This is a genomic window from Herbidospora cretacea (genome assembly GCF_001570605.1).
GTDB lineage: Bacteria > Actinomycetota > Actinomycetes > Streptosporangiales > Streptosporangiaceae > Herbidospora > Herbidospora cretacea.
The window spans coordinates 325124-340932 of the sequence record NZ_BBXG01000006.1; the positions used below are offsets into that span (position 1 = coordinate 325124).

Consider the following 15809-nt stretch of genomic DNA (forward strand, 5'->3'; position numbering starts at 1 on the left):
CGGGACGCCACGGCGAGGACCGGGATTCCCCGGTTCTCGCCGTGTGCGTCTTCCGGGGGATCGCGACCTCATGGTGGGACCACGGCCCCGCGTCGGTAGCCTTAGGGCGCCATGAAGAGTTCACCGATCGTCGCCGTTCTGGCCGTCGTCGCGGCCCTTCTTCTCCCCGCCGCCCCGGCCGCCGCGCACACCTCCCTGCGCGGGAGTGATCCCGCGGAGAACGCGCAGGTCGCCGTGCTGTCCAAGATGACGCTCGAGTTCACCGAGTCGGTGCGGTTCCCGGCCGTCGTGCTGACCGGGCCCGACGGCGAGCGCTACGAGAACGGGAAGCCGAGGGTGGAGGGCCGCAAGGTCATCCAGGACGTCGGTCCCGCCCAGGCGCTGCCCTCCGGAACGTTCACGATCGCCTACCGGGTCGTCTCCAAGGACGGGCACCCCGTCGAGGGGGAGATCCCCTTCACCTACGCCCCGGTGGACACGCCCAAGGCCGGGTCCGCCGAACCGTCGACCGCCCAGCCTGCCCTCGCGCAGGCGGCGGCGCCTTCGGAGAACCCGGCCGGGAAGACCGGCGATGACGACCGGCAGATCCCCGCGTGGATCTGGGTGGTCGTCTTCGGGATCGCCGGGATCGGGATCGGCATGGCCTTCAGCATGCGCAAGAAGCCCTGATGGCCACGATGAGCAGGGCCGTCCGGCTCGCCGTCGCGGGCGGGTGCGCCGCCGCCGGGGCGCTGGTGGTCGGGATGGTCGCGGGCGGGGCCGCCACGCCGAGGGTCATCCCGGGGCTGCCCGACGAGGGCACGCTCACCCGGTGGATGGTGCCGGTCTCCAAGCTGGGCATGGACGTCGCGGGGCTGCTCACCGTCGGGCTCCTCCTCATGGCCGCCGCGTTGCTGCCCTCGGACAAGGGCCTGCTCGGCAAGACGGCTCTCGGATACGTCAAGGCCGCCTCGTGGGCGTCGCTGTTCTGGGGCGGGGCCGCCGCGCTCAACCTGGTCTTCGGGCTGTCGCAGTCGCTCGGCCAGCCGGTCGGCGTCGTGCTCGAAGGCAACCAGCTCACCAGTTACGCCGGGCAGACGCCGCAGGGCATCGCCCTGACGCTCGTCGTGCTGTTCTCGGTCTCGATCGCGCTGTTCGCGCGGGGGGCCATCACCGTCGGGGCGGCCGGCGGGCTGCTGGTGTTCTCGCTGGCCACGCTGCTGCCCCCGGCGCTGACCGGACACTCCTCCAGCTCACCCAACCACGGGCTGGCCACCACCTCGGTCGCCTTCCACCTGCTCTTCCTGGCCCTGTGGGTCGGCGGGCTCGGGCTGCTCTGCTACCACGCCCTGCGCGGGCACGACCGGCTCTCGCTCGCCGCCGACCGCTTCTCCCGGATGGCCTTCTGGTGCTTCGTCGGGGTCGGACTGTCGGGGCTGGCGTCCGTCGCGGCCCGGATCACCTCGATCACCGTCCTGTTCACCTCGGCGTACGGGCTGCTGCTCCTCCTCAAGATCGCCGCCTACGCCGCGCTGGGGGCCGTCGGCTGGTGGCACCGCAAACGCACGCTGCCCGATCTGGCCGCCGGGCGGCCGATGGCATTCGTGAAGCTGGTGCTCGGCGAGATCATGCTCATGGCGGGGACCGTCGGCATCGCCGTCGCGCTGGCGCAGACCGCGCCGCCGCCGGTCGCGGACCTGCCCACCGACCGGGCGTTCGACCTGCTCGGCTACGTCATGCCGCCGCCGGTCTCGTTCACGAACCTGCTCACGCTCTGGTGGTTCGACCTCTTCTTCGCGGTGATCGCCGCGGTGCTCGCGGGCCTGTACGCCGCGGGGGTCGTCCGCCTCGTCCGGCGCGGTGACAAGTGGCCCCTCGGGCGGTCGATCGCGTGGGGCGTCGCCATCGTCATCCTCGTGCTGACCACCCAGAGCGGGGTCGCCCGCTACGCGCCGGTGCTGTTCAGCGTCCACATGACCGAGCACATGGTGCTCTCGATGCTGGTGCCGATCTTCCTCGTGCTCGGCGCGCCCGTGACGCTGGCGCTGCGCGCGCTGAAGCCGGCCGCGCGCCGGGGCGACCGGGGGCCGCGCGAGTGGGTCACCGTCGTCCTGCACAGCCGGGTCGCCAAGTTCGTCGCCCATCCGGCGATCGCGACGGCGCTGTTCGTGGTGTCGACGTACGCGCTCTATTTCACCCCGCTGTTCGCCTCGGCCATGGAGGAGCACCTCGGGCACATCGCCATGTCGCTGCACTTCCTGCTGACCGGGACGCTGTTCTTCTGGGTGATCGTCGGGGTCGACCCCGCACCGAACAAGCTCCCCCATTTCGGGCGGCTGCTGCTGCTGTTCGTGACGATGCCGTTCCACGCGTTCTTCGCCATGGCCATCATGAGCATGGGCAGCGTGCTGGCCTCCGACTGGTACGACCAGCTCGGCCGGACCTGGGGCGCGTCGTCGCTGTCCGACCAGAACACCGGCGGGGCCATCGCCTGGGGGTTCGGCGAGATCCCCACGCTGATCGTGCTGATCGCGCTGGCGATCCAGTGGTGGCGGGCCGACGAGCGGGTGGCCCGGCGGCACGACCGCAAGGCCGACCTGGTCGCGGCCCGTTCGGGCGGCTCGGGAGACACCGAGCTCGACCAGTACAACGACTATCTCGCGAAGCTCAACAAGCGTGATCAAAAGCGGTGAAAGCTTGTCCGGCCGCGATTCCGGGCATCATCCTCCGGGGTTCGGCAAACCCTAAGCAAACGGCAACCGTTCCTTGAGTCTCACCCGTTAGCGTCGCCGGTGAAGATCAGGGGAGTTGGAGAGCTTTGTCCGAAGAACTGCGGCTGCGCGAGGGCGCCGGGCTGAAGCCCGCCCTGCAGGAGTACCTGAGCGACTGGTCGGCCAGGACCGGCATCGCGGTCGAGACGTGGGCGCTGCCCGACGCGCCGCTGCCGTCCGCCGTCGTGCGGGCCGTCTACGCCGTGGTCGCCGAGGCCCTCACCAACGTCGACCGGCACAGTGGGGCGCGCCACGTCGCGATCGCCGTCACGGTCGGGGCCACCGGCCTGCGCATGACGATCAGCGACGAGGGCGTCGGCTTCTCCGAGGGCACCACCGGGCGCGGCCTCGCCGCGATGAAGGCCAACTTCGTCGAGATCGGCGGCACGCTGTCGATCAACAGCGTCCTCGGCTCGGGGACGACGCTGAGCGGGGTCGTCCCCAAGCGGGCGCTCAGGGGAGCGTGAGGATCTCCACGCCCGAGTCGGTCACCAGCACGGTGTGCTCGAACTGGGCGGTGCGCTTGCGGTCCTTGGTGACGGCGGTCCAGCCGTCGGCCCAGATGTCGTAGTCGATCGTGCCGAGGGTCAGCATCGGCTCGATGGTGAACGTCATGCCCGGCACCAGCGTGACCGCCAGGGACGGGTCGTCGTAGTGGGGGACGATCAGGCCGCTGTGGAACGAGTGGGCGATGCCGTGGCCGGTGAAGTCGCGGACCACGCCGTAGCCGAACCTCTTGGCGTAGGCCTCGATCACGCGGCCGACGATGTTGAGCTGACGGCCGGGGGCGACCGCCTTGATCGCGCGGTGGGTGGCCTCGCGGGTGCGCTCGACGAGCAGGCGCGACTCCTCGTCGACGTTCCCCACCAGGAAGGTCGCGTCGGTGTCGCCGTGGACGCCGCCGATGTAGGCGGTGATGTCGATGTTGACGATGTCGCCGTCGTTCAGGACCGTGTCGTCGGGGATGCCGTGGCAGATGACCTCGTTGATCGAGGTGCAGAGCGACTTGGGGTAGCCGCGGTAGCCCAGGGTCGAGGGGTAGGCGTCGTGGTCGAGCAGGAACTCGTGGCCGATCCGGTCGAGCTCGTCGGTGGACACCCCAGGCGCGCAGTGCTTGCCGACCTCTTCCAGCGCCTGGGCGGCGATCCGCCCGGCGATGCGCATCTTCTCGATCGTCTCCGGGGTCTGCACGTCTGACGCGCCGCGTTTCGGCTCCCTTTTCCCCACGTATTCCGGACGCTCGATGTGCGCGGGAACCTTGCGGGTGGGCGAGATCCGCCCGGGCCGGAGCAGTGTCGTCATGCGCGCAAGTCTATGTGCGCGCGGACGGGGCAAGATGGCCGTTGTGAGCGAGCAAAGCGGACACTGGTGGTTCTGTCTCAAGCACATGCGCGTCGAGGGTGACCAGGGTTGCCCCAACAAGGACCGCATGGGCCCCTACGACACCGAGGCCGAGGCGTCCAACGCGCTGGCGACGGCCTCGGCCCGCAACAAGTCCTGGAAGGACCAGGACAAGGACTGGGACGGCGACTAGCCCTTTTCAAGGATCGCAAGCCTTCTTCTCCGTCACGGCTCCGCCTGCCCTGGCCCCGACCGCCGTCCGTGAGCCGCGTCGTTCCCGGCGCCCACCGGCCGCGCCTCGCGACGCCGTGACGGAGGAAGGCTTCACAGCACCGCGTACGCCCTGACGGGGAAGGTGCCCATGCCGACGACCAGCGGCGGTGCCGCGTGGAAGCGGAAGCCCGACGACGGGAGCGCCCCCAGGTTGGTGAGGTGCTCCACGATCGGGACGCCCGCGGCCAGCAGGGTCGTGTGGGCGGGGCGCTCGCCCTTCGGGGGCGTGGCGTCGATGTTGAGCGAGTCGATGCCGACCAGGACGGCGCCCCGCTCGACCAGCGCGGCGGCGGTCTCGCCGGTGATCGACGGGTGGCCGGTGAAGTAGGCGTCGGTGCCCCAGTGGGTGTCCCAGCCGGTGTGGAACAGCACGGCCTTCCCGGTGACGTCGAGGTCGCCCGGCAGTTCGGTGCCCTTGACGACGACGCCCTCCAGGTTCGCCAGCTTCTCCAGCGGCAGGCCCGACAGGTCGGCGCCGTCGGCGAAGCGGTGGCTGGGGCTGTCGAGGTAGGTCCCGGTGTTGGCCGCCATGGTGATGGTCCCGATGAAGAACTCGGTGCCCTCGGCGTAGATCTCGCGGGAGGCCTCCCGGCTGAGGTGCACGCCGAGGACCGGGCCGGGGATGCCCGGATAGGTGATCATGCCCTCGGTGATCGGGTGGCTGAGGTCGATGAGGGTCATGGTCTCCGGGCTGCCTTTCTCGCGACGAAACGGCCGACGGTGAGGACGCCGATGGCGGTCCACACGATATTGAGGATCGCCGACGGCCAGGCGCCGTGATATCCGCTGTTGACCGCCAGGGCGAGCGCGCCGCCGAGATTGATGGCCTGATAAGCGAGGCTGTCACCGGTCATTCGGGCGGTGGAGACGAGGCCGTAGGCGATGAGCAGGGCGATCGCGCCGAGTGTGCCGATCACCGTGATGAACGTAGACATTTGCCCCTTATGTTCGCGGTATGTCTATTTGAAGGGCAAGTGAAGATAACTTAAGCCCAGACATAAGGTGTGCTTCATGGAAATCGACCCGCGACGGTTGCGGATCCTCCACGAGGTCGCCCGCCGTGGTGGCGTGATGAAGGCCGCCGAAGCGCTTCACCTCACCCCCTCGGCCGTCTCCCAGCAACTGGCCCAGCTCGAACGCGAGGTCGGCCTGCCCCTGCTCGACCGCTCCCAGCGCCGCATCTCGCTGACCCCGGCGGGGCGGGTGCTGTCGGCGTACGGCGAACGCATCGAGGAGCAGCTCACCGAGGCCCGGAGCGAGCTCAACCGCTTCACCGAAGGCCTGTCGGGCCCCGTCACGATCGCGGCGTTCCCGACGGTGATCCGGCACCTGCTGGTGCCCGCGCTCCGGGTGCTCGCCGAGCGCCACCCCCGGATCGTGCCGGTGATCCACGAGGTGTACGGCAGCGACGCTCTCCAGGAACTCCGCCTGGGCGCCGTGGATCTCGTGGTGACCGAGCGCGACATGAGCACGCCCGCGCCGTCGCTGCCGTCCATGACCCGCCACCGGCTCTACGACGACGAATACCGGATCGTGGCGCCGCCCACCCTGGAGCGCGTCCCCGCCGACGTGAGCGAGCTGGCCGAGCTGCCGTGGGTGGCCGGGGTGTCCTTCCAGGCGTGCGGGGCCGCTCTGGAGCGGCTGAGCCAGCTCCACGGGTTCGAGCCCCGGCGCACCCACGTCATCTCCGAGTTCCCGCCCGTGCTCAGCCTGGTCGCGGCCGGCCACGGGGTGGCGATCGTGCCCTCGCTGGCGCTGCTGGACTTCCCCCGGGGCGAGGTCGTGGTGACCGGGATCCACGGGGTCGGGTCCCGGCGGATCGAGGCGCTGACGCGGGTCAGCCGGACCCGCTCGGGCGAGCCCGACCCGGTCCAGGCGGTGGTCATCGAGGTGCTGCGCGAGGCGGCGGAGGAACTGACCGAGCGGGTGGCTGTCCTCAGCGCCTCACTGGAGGCCCACTGACGCGCCGGGGAGGAAGGCGCTCCAGGCCGGGCCTGCTCGCGCTCAATCCGGCACGCGCGGGCCGCTGATCCTGTCCGCCAGCCGGGCTAAGCGTTCCCTCAGGCCCTTCCGGGGCACCTCACCCGCCGCCATGCTCACCAGGTGCTGCGCGCCGTCGAAGGTCAGGGGGGCGGTCAGGCGGGGGACCGCGAAAGCGTCGTGGGCCAGGGACGCGAGCTCCGGGTCGCCGCCGTCGATGGCGAGGATGGTGGCTCCCGTCTTCCGGGCGTCGCTGACCCGCTCCAGGAGCGGGACCGGGGCCTCGGTCTCCGAGACGACCACGAGGGTCTCGCCCCGGCGGGCCTCCAGCAGGCGGTCGACGCCTATGCGCAGGTGCGGGGGAGCGGACAGGTCGGGCGACCAGCGGACCAGCGTCGGGGTCAGCTGGGGCAGGCCCGACAGGCGGGCCTCGTCGGCCAGGTGGGCGGTCAGGTGCCACGGCTCGTCGTCGGGGGTGCCGGCGATCAGCAGGCCGCCGGGGGAGCGGGTGGTGCGCATCGCCCGGCCGAGGGCGCGGGCCCGGTCTGGCCATTCGGTGGAGTCGAGGGCCTCGCGGAGGAGGCTGACCGCTTCGGCGTCCATGGCGCCATCGTGCCCCAGGCGTCGGGGACGCATCCGGCGCTTCGGTTTTTCCGCTCCCGGACAATTCGCCTGACTCGGTACTTGACTCGCGTCTACTCGCGGGTAACCATCGGCTCACGGCGCCGTCCCCCGAGAAGTGATCCCTCCGAAGGGCGGCTTGTCCCCATGCGTCTTCGAGTCCGTGCCACCGTGCTCGCGATCGCAGGCCTCCTGCTCCCTGCCCTCCTCCCGATGGCTGTGCCGTCCGTCGCCCGCGCCGCCGCGCCGGGTGACGTCGTGGAGGCCACCCCGACCACCGTCTACCTCGCCCCCGGCAGGCTGCTGGAGGTCCCGGCCAACGCCTGGCGCCTGCGGTACCGGTCGACCTCGGCCGTCGGCGCGGCGAACGTCGTCTCCGGCACGCTGCTCGTCCCCAAGTCCGGGTACATCGGCAAACGACCCGTCGTCGGGTACGCCGTCGGCACCCACGGGCTCGGCGACCAGTGCGCACCCAGCGCCGCCATGGCGCGCGGCACCGAACTCGAACTCGCCTTCGTCAGCCTGATGCTGCTCAAGGGCTGGGCCGTGGCGGTCACCGACTACGAAGGGCTGGGGACGCCGGGAGACCACACGTACATGGCCGGGAAGTCCCAGGCCCACGCGGTGCTCGACTCGATCCGCGCCGCGACCCGGGTGCCCGGGGCCGGGCTGTCGTCGGGCGGGCCGGTCGCGGTCATGGGCTACTCGCAGGGCGGCTCGTCGGCCGGGTGGGCGGCCCAGCTCCAGCCCTCCTACGCCCCGGAGCTCAAACTGCGCGGGGTGGCGGCGGGCGGCGTGCCTGCGGATCTGAAGAAGGTCGCCGAGAACCTCGACGGCGGCGGCGACTTCGGGCTGTCGGCGGCGGCCGGCCTCGGGTTCGACGCGGCCTACCCCGAACTGCGGCTCCGCGACTACCTGACGCCCGAGGGCGCCGCGCTGTTCGCCGACGCCCGCGACGACTGCGTCGACGAGCTGCGCGACAAGCTCGCCGGGCGCACCCTTGCCGAGCTCACCACCCAGGACGTCATGAACCGCCCCGACTGGACCGCCCGGCTCCAGGAGAACCGCCTCGGCGCGACCAGGCCGGGCGTGCCCGTGTTCGTCTGGCACGGCACCGGCGACGAGATCATCCCGATCGGCGTCAGCCGGACCCTGCGCTCCGAGTGGTGCGCCAAGGGCGGCACGGTGACCTGGACCAGCGTCCCGGCGCCCAGCCACGTGCTCGGCGCGGTCGAGGGCGGCCCGCTGGCCGTCGCCTGGCTGGCCGGGCGGATGCTGGGGCTGCCCGCCTTCGGGAACTGCTGAGGTCGGGCGGGTGTTGTCCCTGGCATGATCGAAGCCATGTCCGACCAACTTGAGAATGTGACGATCGCGATCCTCGGCGGAACCGGCGACCAGGGCAACGGCCTGGCCCGCCGGTTCGCCCTGGCGGGGCACCGCGTGCTCATCGGCTCCCGCAGCGCCGAGCGCGCCCAGGCCGCCGCCGAGGCGCTGGCCGACGCGGGCCGCGTCGAGGGCGGCGCCAACGCCGACGTCGCCGCCGCCGCCGACCTGGTGATCGTCGCGGTCCCGTGGGACGGCCACAAGGACCTGCTCACCGGCCTGCGCGAGGTGCTGGCGGGGAAGATCGTGGTCGACTGCGTCAACCCGCTGGGGTTCGACAAGCAGGGCGCCTTCGCCCTGCCGGTCGAGGAGGGCAGCGCGGTCCAGCAGGCGGCGGCGGTGCTGCCGGACAGCCGCGTGGTCGGGGCCTTCCACCACGTGTCGGCCAAGCTGCTGCTCGACCCCGCGGTCGAGGCGATCGACCTCGACGTGCTGGTCCTGGGCGACGACCGCGAGGCGACCGAGCTGGTCCAGGCGCTGGCGGCGCGGATCCCGGGCGTCCGCGGCGTGTACGGCGGCCGGCTGCGCAACGCCCACCAGGTCGAGGCGTTCACGGCCAACCTGGTGGCGATCAACCGCCGCTACAAGGCCCACGCGGGCATCCGGGTCACCGACGTCTGACCGTCAGCTCACCGGGTCAGCTCACGGAGATCAGCCAGTCGGCGACCGCACCCGGCGCGACCACCTGGTGCAGGTGGTCGCCGGGGATGCGGGTCACCGGCCAGCCCCGCTCGTCGGCCTCCTTGGCCGTGCGCTCGTAGGGGTCGCTGAACCACAGGTACGCGCCCCGCACCCGGTCCCACGTGTGCGGGACCGGGATGTGCTGGCTGTAGTAGAGCAGCGGGAGGCGCGGCTGCTCGGCCACGATCTCGTCCCGGGTCCGCCGGTCGGGGACCAGGGCGGACACCATCTCCTCGGGCCACCAGTCGGTCCAGCGGGGGAGCAGCCCGTTCTCGTCGGCCATCGCGCCCAGGAACGTCAGATGGTCCGACTCCGCGGCCGGGATCGACCCCCGCCGGGGCGGCAGCGCCGCGTCCACGAACAGGACCGCCGTCACCTGGCCGCGCAGGCGTTCGGCCACCAGCGGCACGTAGAGCCCGGCGTTGCTGTGGGCGACGACCACCACCGGTCCGTCGGGTGCGGCCATGGACACCTGGTCGACCACGCGGGGCCAGTAGGGCGGGGGGCCGCTCGTCACCTCGGTCAGGGTGGGGACGACGGCGCGGCGGCGGCGGGCGCGGAGTTCGGCCGCCACCGGGTTCCACGTGGACGGGCCGACCGAGGGGCTGTGCACGAGGAGGAAGGTGGCGTCCATGGGCTCCAGCATTCACCCGCCGTGTGGATTTTGGGTGGCTTGTCCGCTGCCCGTGAACAATCTTCTAGACGACGAGGGCCGGCAGGGCGGGGCGGCGGCGGGCGCCGTTGTAGTCGTGCCAGGCCGAGGCCAGGGCCGCCACCCCCTCGGCCAGCACCGGCTCGGGATGGACGAACGGCAGCCGCAGCCGGGCCTCGTAGCCGGTCCCGGCCGGGTCGAAGGCCGTCCCGGGCGGGACCGCGATGCCCTTCCGGACGGTCACCTGCGCGAACGCGCCCGAATCGCCCCGGGGCAGCCGGACCCACAGGGTCTGGCCGCCCGGCACCGGCTCGGCCGACCACTCCGGCAGGTGGGCGCGCAGCAGGGACACCAGGTGGTCGTGGCGGCGCTTCAGCACGGCGATCCGGGCGGCGCGCACCTCGTCGTAGCGGTCGAGCAGCCACACCGCCGCGAGCTGGCCGACGGCGTCGCCGCCCAGGTCGTGGATGGCGCGCCGCCGGGCCAGGCGGGAGATCACCGGGGCCGCCGCCCTGATCCAGCCGACCCGCATGCCGCCCCACACCAGCTTGCTCATCGAGCCCACCGTCAGGATCTGCTCGCCGCGCGCGTATCCGGCCAGCGGCAGCGGGTGTCCGCCGTCGAAGCAGAGGTCTGCGGGGACCGCGTCGTCGATCACCGGCACGTCGGCCTCCGCCGCCCAGGCCACCAGCCGCCGCCGGGCCAGCGGCGGCATCACCCGGCCGGTGGGGTTGTGGGCGGTCGGGATCGTGTACGCCAGCGCGGGCCGCACCGGCGCCGACCGGCCCCCCGGCGGCCCGAGGGGTGAGAGCGTGCCCCATTCGTGCAGCTCGTCGAGGCCGCAGGCGTCGATCCTCGCCCCGGCGTCGAGCAGGATCTCCGACGCGCCCGTGTAGGTCGGCGACTCGACCCTGACCGTGTCGCCCGGGGTCACGAACTGGCTCGCCAGCAGCGAGATGGCCTGCTGGCCGCCGTTGGTGGCCAGGATCTGGCCGGGCTCGGTCGGCACGCCGAGGCGGGTGAAGTGGCGGGCCACCGCGCGGCGGAACTCCGGCAGCCCGGCCGGGTGGTAGCCGATGTCGCCGGGCAGCCGGGTCGCCGCCTCCCGGTAGGCCTCGACCAGCTCGGGCGGCGGGCCGACCGGGGCCGCGCAGGTCAGCAGGGTCACCCCGTCGGGCGGGTCGAGCACGTGCAGCAGCAGGGGGTTGGTCCCCGCGCCGGACGACCGGCTGACCGGCAGCTCCGCCTCGGCCACGCGGGTGCCGCTGCCCTGCCGCCGCACCAGGCGGCCCTCCTGCTGGAGGAGCTCGTACGCCGAGACGACCGTCCCCCGCCCGACCGCCAGGCGGCGGGCCAGCACCCGATCGGGCGGCAGCGAGGAGCCGGGCGCGAGCAGGCCGTCGTCGATGAGGCCGCGCAGCCGGGCGGCCAGCAGGAGATAGAGAGGGCCACGCCCGGACGCCCAGCGCCCGAGCCACCCGACGAGCCGGTCGTCCTCCGTCATGCCGCCATCCTGACATTGGATCGTGATGCGGGCCAATTCCCTGAGATTGGCTCTCCAAGCAGTCCTGGGGAGGCCTCAAACTTGGCTACGTGACTGATTTGCGACCGGATACACGAGTTGTCCATCTTCCCAAGGTGCAGCCCGAAGGCAGCGCGCCGATCTCGACGCCGATCTACCAGACCTCTGGCTTCCTGTTCGACGACCCGGCCGTGTTCGCCGACGGCATGGACCGGCCCGACGGCGCGTTCGTCTACGGCCGCTACTCCAACCCCACCACCCGGGTGTTCGAGGAGGCCGTCGCCGGCCTGGAGGGCGGGGTCGCCGCCGTCGCCGCCGCCACGGGCATGGGCGCGATCAACACGATCTTCCTCGCGCTGCTCAGCCCCGGTGACCACGTGGTCGCGCAGCACTCCCTGTACGGGGGCACCGGCCACATGCTGGAAGAACTGGAGGCCAGGTTCGGGATCTCGGTCACGTACGTGCCCGAGGACGACCCCGAGGCGGCCCGCGCGGCGTTCCGGCCGGAGACCAAGTTCCTCTACCTGGAGACCATCGCCAACCCGATGACCCAGGTCGCCGACGTCCCGGGCATGTGCGCGGTGGCGCGGGCGGCCGGGATCCCGGTGATCGTCGACAACACCTTCGCCTCGCCGATCGTGTTCCGGCCGATCGAGCACGGCGCGTCGATCGTCGTCCACTCCTCGACCAAGTACCTGTCCGGCCACGCCGACATCGTCGGCGGCATCTCCGTCTTCGCCGACCACGACCTGCACCGCAAGGTCTGGAAGTTCCACTGCGGGCTGGGGGCGGCCCCCGACCCGTTCGCGTCGTGGCTGTCGCTGCGGGGGCTCCAGACGCTGCCGCTGCGGATGGCCCGGCACAACGAGAACGCCCGCGTCCTGGCCACCCGCTTCGCCGAGCACCCGGCCGTCTCGGCGGTCCACTGGCCCGGCCTGCCCGCCCACAAGTCGCACGCCCTGGCCACCAAGCTGCTGCCCGACTTCGGCGGCGTCTTCTCCTTCGACCTCGCCGGCGGCCGGGAGGCCGGGGTGCGGTTCATGAAGTCGCTGAAGGTCGCGCTGCTCGCGCCGTCGCTCGGCGGCGTCGAGACGCTGGTCCTCCACCCCGCGTCCACCTCGCACCGCTCGGTGTCCGACGCCGCGCTGGCGGCGGCCGGCATCAGCCCCGGCACGGTCAGGGTCGCCGTCGGCATCGAACACCCCGAGGACCTCTGGACGGACTTCGCCCAGGCGCTCGATCCGGCCGCGATGATGGGCCGATGAGGCTCACGCGGACAGATGTGGAGAAGGCGGCCGCGGCGATCGAGGGGCGCGTCCGGCGCACCCCGGTCGTCGAGGCCGGTCCGGGGATCTGGCTCAAACTGGAGTGCCTCCAGTACTCGGGCTCGTTCAAGGTGCGGGGCGCGTTCAACCGCATCGTCGCCGCCGACCTCCCCGCTTCGGGGGTGATCGCCGCCAGCGGCGGCAACCACGGCCTGGCGGTGGCCTACGCCGCGCGCGCCCTGGGCGTCCGCGCGGAGATCTTCGTCCCGGAGGTCTGCGCACCGGTGAAGATCGCGGGCCTGCGCGCGCTGGGCGCCGAGGTGATGGTGACCGGCGCGATCTACGCCGAGGCCCTGGAGGCCTCGCGCGAGCGCGCCGCCGAGACGGGCGCCCTCGAACTGCACGCCTACGACCAGGCGGAGGTCGTCGCGGGCCAGGGCACCCTCGCGCTGGAGCTGGAGCAGCAGATCCCCGGCCTGGACACGGTCGTGGTCGCGGCGGGCGGCGGCGGCCTGGCCGGGGGAGTGCGCGCGGCCTTCGGCGGCGACGTCGTGGTGGTCGAGCCCGAACTGATCCCCACGATCCACGAGGCGCTCAGGGCCCGCGAACCCGTCGGGGTGGCGGTCTCCGGCGTCGGCGCCGACGCCCTCGGCGCGAGCCGGGCGGGCCGGATCGCCCTGGACGTGCTGCAGGACCGGGTGACGAGCGTGCTGGTGACCGACGAGGCGATCGCCGAGGCCCGCCGGACCCTCTGGCGCGACCACCGGGTGGCCGCCGAACACGCGGGCGCGGCCGCCTACGCGGCCCTGCTCTCCGGACGGTGGGAACCCGCCCCCGGGAGCACGACGGCCATCGTGGTCTGCGGCTCGAACACCGACCCGGCCACCTTGGCCTGACGGCGTCGCGGCGTCGAGCCGGAGCGGCCGGTCGGCGGGGGTGCGGCGAGGAGGGGCTGCGGCGGGTGGGGCCGCGGTAGGCGGAGCCGTAACGGAGAAGAAGGGACCTCCCGGTCACCCCCGGCGGAGTCTGTGTCGCGACGGGGGTGACCGGCGAGGTTAGCTGTAGCTGTGCTCCTTGGCCGGGAAGGCGCCGGAGCTCACCTCGTCGGCGAAGGCGCGGACCGCGCGGCCCATCTCGCCGTGGAGGTCGAAGTACTTCTTCACGAACTTCGCCGGGTGTTCGGTCAGGCCCATCAGGTCCTGCCAGACGAGGACCTGCGCGTCGGTGCCGGGGCCCGCGCCGATGCCGATGGTGGGGATCGAGAGGGCGGCCGTCACGCGGTCGGCCAGGTCGGTGGGGACGCACTCCAGAACCAGGGAGAAGGCGCCGGCGTGCTCCAGGGCCTTGGCGTCGGCCATCAGCTCGTCGCCCGACTGGCCTCTGCCCTGGACGCGATAGCCGCCGAAGGCGTTGACCGACTGGGGAGTCAGGCCCAGGTGGCCCATGACCGGGATCCCGGCCGACACCAGGGCCTCGACCTGCGGCAGCACCCGGCTGCCGCCTTCGAGCTTGACCGCGTGGGCGCCCGCCTCCTTCATGAAGCGGGCCGCGGTCTCCAGGGCCTGCTGGGGGCTGGCCTGGTAGGAGCCGAACGGGAGGTCGGCGACGACGAGGGCACGGGAGGATCCCCGGACGACCGCCGCGGTCAGCGGGATGAGGTCGTCGACCGTGACCGGCAGGGTCGAGTCGTAGCCGTAGACGACCATCGCGGCCGAGTCGCCGACGAGCATGACCGGGATGCCGGCCTCGTCGAAGACGCGGGCCGTCATCGCGTCGTAGGCGGTCACCATGGGCCACTTCTCGTGGCGGCCCTTGGCGGCCTGGACGTCGCGCACGGTCACCCGGCGGCCGGTGGCCCCGCCGTAGAGAGTGGCCGTGTTGAGTGCAGAGGACATGGCTACCTCCTGGTCTCGTGGCGCCCCTGTGGCGTCCCCGGACATCCGCATCATCGCATGCGTCATCGGGATAGAACACCCCGGCCACTACCGGTAATCCGGCCCTGTCAGAAAACCGGGGACCCGGATATCGAGTGGGGATCTGTCGGCGGGGCTTGGCACAATGCTCGGCGGAGGTTTGTAAGTAATGAAGACCGCGATTGAGCCTTACCGACGCCTGCTCCGCCTTCCGGGGGTCACCTCGGTGGTCGTCCTGGGCCTGCTGACCCGCATCCCGGCGACCGCGACCGGGCTGACCGTGACACTGCACGTCCGCCACACACTGGAGCTGTCCTACACCCAGGCGGCCATCGCGGGCACGGCTTCGACCATCGGCGTCGCCATCGGGTCGCCCCTCCTCGGGCGGCTGGTCGACCGGAGGGGCGCCCGGCTGGTCGTGGCGGTGACCTCGCTGGTGCAGCTCGTCTACTGGGTCGTCGCGCCCGCGCTGCCCTACGAGGCCCTGGTGGCGACGTCCTTCGTCGCCGGGGTGCTGATGCTGCCGGTGTTCGGGCTGATGCGGCAGTTCATGGCCGCGATGGTGCCCGCCGACCAGCACCGGACGGGGTTCGCGCTCGACTCCATGTTCGTCGAGCTCTCCTACATGGCCGGGCCGGCGATCGGGGCCGTGGTGGTGGCGACGACGTCGAGCGGGGTGGCCATGCGGGCCATCGGCGTGGGGCTGGCTCTGGCCGGGATCGCGCTCTACCTGCTCGATCCGCCGATCCGGTCGGCCGAGGAACTGGCCGCCGGACCCGCCGAGAAGGTGCCGATGCGGCGCTGGGTCAACGTTCGGGTGCTGACCGTCCTCGGGGTGACCACCACCGTCACGTTCGTGCTGACCGCGACCGAGCTGGCCATCGTGGCGACCATGGAGCACGCCACCGCCTGGGTCGGGCTGGTGATCGGCCTGTGGTGCTTCTTCTCGCTGGTCGGCGGGTTCGTCTACGGGTTGCTGCCGCGCGGGTTCTCGCCGCTGCTGATGATCGGCGGGCTGGCGGTGCTGACCATCCCGGTCGGGTTCGTCGGCGGGGGCTGGTGGTGGCTGATCCCGGCGCTGCTCCCGTCGGGCCTGCTGTGCGCGCCATCCCTGTCGGCCACGGTCGACTACGTCAACAAATCCGTCCCGGCCGCCGCGCGGGGGGAATCAATGGGGTTCCACGGGACGTTCCTCACCATCGGCATCTCCGCCGCGGGGCCGGTCGCCGGTCTGATCATCGACGGATGGGGCCCGAACTGGGCGTTCGTCGGGGCGGGGGCCATCGGGCTCGCGCTGGTGCTGGTCGCGGTGCCGTTCTGGCGGATCCCGGTCCGGGTGGAGGAGGCCGTTAAAGTTCCCGCCTAGTTTTCGAAACGATCCCGTTGCGTATCGTTATTCGAGGGGTGTAGCGTTTCGATACGAAACGA

Annotated in this window: 17 protein-coding genes; 10 read left to right on the forward strand and 7 right to left on the reverse strand. The window is 72.1% G+C overall.

Going from position 1 to position 15809, the window contains the following annotated elements:
- The first annotated feature begins 111 nt into the window (after positions 1-111).
- The 3 genes from AW270_RS14265 to AW270_RS14275 all read left to right on the forward strand — a co-directional run bounded on the left by AW270_RS14265 (position 112) and on the right by AW270_RS14275 (position 3217).
- Positions 112-669, forward strand: a complete 558-nt coding sequence (locus tag AW270_RS14265; protein ID WP_061294777.1) for a copper resistance CopC family protein — start codon at positions 112-114, stop codon at positions 667-669.
- On the forward strand, positions 669-2672 hold the full coding sequence (locus tag AW270_RS14270) for a bifunctional copper resistance protein CopD/cytochrome c oxidase assembly protein (protein WP_245674707.1): 2004 nt from the start codon (positions 669-671) through the stop codon (positions 2670-2672). Before AW270_RS14265 ends, AW270_RS14270 begins: the two co-directional genes overlap by 1 nt.
- Before the next feature lie 125 nt (positions 2673-2797).
- Positions 2798-3217: a sensor histidine kinase gene (locus AW270_RS14275; RefSeq protein ID WP_061294778.1), complete on the forward strand. Its 420-nt coding sequence runs from the start codon at positions 2798-2800 to the stop codon at positions 3215-3217.
- Here the strand turns inward: AW270_RS14275 and map are convergent.
- A complete protein-coding gene (gene map, locus AW270_RS14280; RefSeq protein WP_061294779.1) occupies positions 3204-4052 on the reverse strand; it encodes a type I methionyl aminopeptidase in 849 nt (282 codons plus the stop codon). The genes AW270_RS14275 and map overlap by 14 nt on opposite strands.
- A 34-nt stretch (positions 4053-4086) precedes the next feature.
- Here map and AW270_RS14285 point away from each other — a divergent pair, with 34 nt between their 5' ends.
- Positions 4087-4284, forward strand: a complete 198-nt coding sequence (locus AW270_RS14285; protein WP_061294780.1) for a hypothetical protein — start codon at positions 4087-4089, stop codon at positions 4282-4284.
- Between the two features lie 131 nt (positions 4285-4415).
- On the opposite strand, the gene AW270_RS14290 is transcribed toward AW270_RS14285, so the two are convergent.
- Positions 4416-5045 carry a cyclase family protein gene (locus AW270_RS14290; protein ID WP_061294781.1) on the reverse strand — a complete coding sequence of 210 codons (630 nt, stop codon included), beginning with the start codon at positions 5043-5045 and terminating at the stop codon, positions 4416-4418.
- Positions 5042-5281, reverse strand: coding sequence for a CBU_0592 family membrane protein (locus AW270_RS14295; protein ID WP_245674709.1), 240 nt, complete (start codon positions 5279-5281; stop codon positions 5042-5044). The genes AW270_RS14290 and AW270_RS14295 overlap by 4 nt, the downstream gene beginning before the upstream one ends.
- Before the next feature lie 94 nt (positions 5282-5375).
- On the opposite strand from AW270_RS14295, the gene AW270_RS14300 reads away from it, so the two are divergent.
- Positions 5376-6326 (forward strand): LysR family transcriptional regulator, encoded by a 951-nt coding sequence (locus AW270_RS14300; RefSeq protein ID WP_061294847.1) that lies wholly within the window; start codon positions 5376-5378, stop codon positions 6324-6326.
- 42 nt (positions 6327-6368) lie between these two features.
- On the opposite strand, the gene AW270_RS14305 is transcribed toward AW270_RS14300, so the two are convergent.
- A complete protein-coding gene (locus tag AW270_RS14305) occupies positions 6369-6947 on the reverse strand; it encodes a hypothetical protein (RefSeq protein ID WP_061294783.1) in 579 nt (192 codons plus the stop codon).
- 231 nt (positions 6948-7178) lie between these two features.
- On the opposite strand from AW270_RS14305, the gene AW270_RS14310 reads away from it, so the two are divergent.
- On the forward strand, positions 7179-8270 hold the full coding sequence (locus AW270_RS14310; protein WP_061294848.1) for a lipase family protein: 1092 nt from the start codon (positions 7179-7181) through the stop codon (positions 8268-8270).
- 36 nt (positions 8271-8306) lie between these two features.
- The gene (gene npdG, locus AW270_RS14315) at positions 8307-8969 is read left to right on the forward strand and encodes an NADPH-dependent F420 reductase (RefSeq protein ID WP_061294849.1); all 663 of its coding nucleotides are present in this window, start codon (positions 8307-8309) and stop codon (positions 8967-8969) included.
- Positions 8970-8985: 16 nt separating this feature from the next.
- On the opposite strand, the gene AW270_RS14320 is transcribed toward npdG, so the two are convergent.
- Together AW270_RS14320 and AW270_RS14325 are read right to left on the reverse strand one after the other, a co-directional pair.
- Entirely contained in the window at positions 8986-9663 is a 678-nt protein-coding gene (locus tag AW270_RS14320; RefSeq protein ID WP_061294850.1) for a hypothetical protein, read from the reverse strand.
- A gap of 64 nt (positions 9664-9727) precedes the next feature.
- Entirely contained in the window at positions 9728-11185 is a 1458-nt protein-coding gene (locus AW270_RS14325; protein WP_061294784.1) for an aminotransferase-like domain-containing protein, read from the reverse strand.
- 89 nt (positions 11186-11274) lie between these two features.
- On the opposite strand from AW270_RS14325, the gene AW270_RS14330 reads away from it, so the two are divergent.
- Positions 11275-12468 (forward strand): trans-sulfuration enzyme family protein, encoded by a 1194-nt coding sequence (locus AW270_RS14330; protein WP_061294785.1) that lies wholly within the window; start codon positions 11275-11277, stop codon positions 12466-12468.
- Complete coding sequence (locus AW270_RS14335; RefSeq protein ID WP_061294786.1) at positions 12465-13364, forward strand: threonine/serine dehydratase; 900 nt, start codon at positions 12465-12467, stop codon at positions 13362-13364. Before AW270_RS14330 ends, AW270_RS14335 begins: the two co-directional genes overlap by 4 nt.
- Before the next feature lie 159 nt (positions 13365-13523).
- Here the strand turns inward: AW270_RS14335 and panB are convergent, their stop codons facing one another.
- Complete coding sequence (gene panB / locus AW270_RS14340; protein ID WP_061294787.1) at positions 13524-14363, reverse strand: 3-methyl-2-oxobutanoate hydroxymethyltransferase; 840 nt, start codon at positions 14361-14363, stop codon at positions 13524-13526.
- Positions 14364-14550: 187 nt separating this feature from the next.
- On the opposite strand from panB, the gene AW270_RS14345 reads away from it, so the two are divergent.
- The gene (locus AW270_RS14345) at positions 14551-15747 is read left to right on the forward strand and encodes an MFS transporter (RefSeq protein WP_061294788.1); all 1197 of its coding nucleotides are present in this window, start codon (positions 14551-14553) and stop codon (positions 15745-15747) included.
- Positions 15748-15809: the final 62 nt, after the last annotated feature.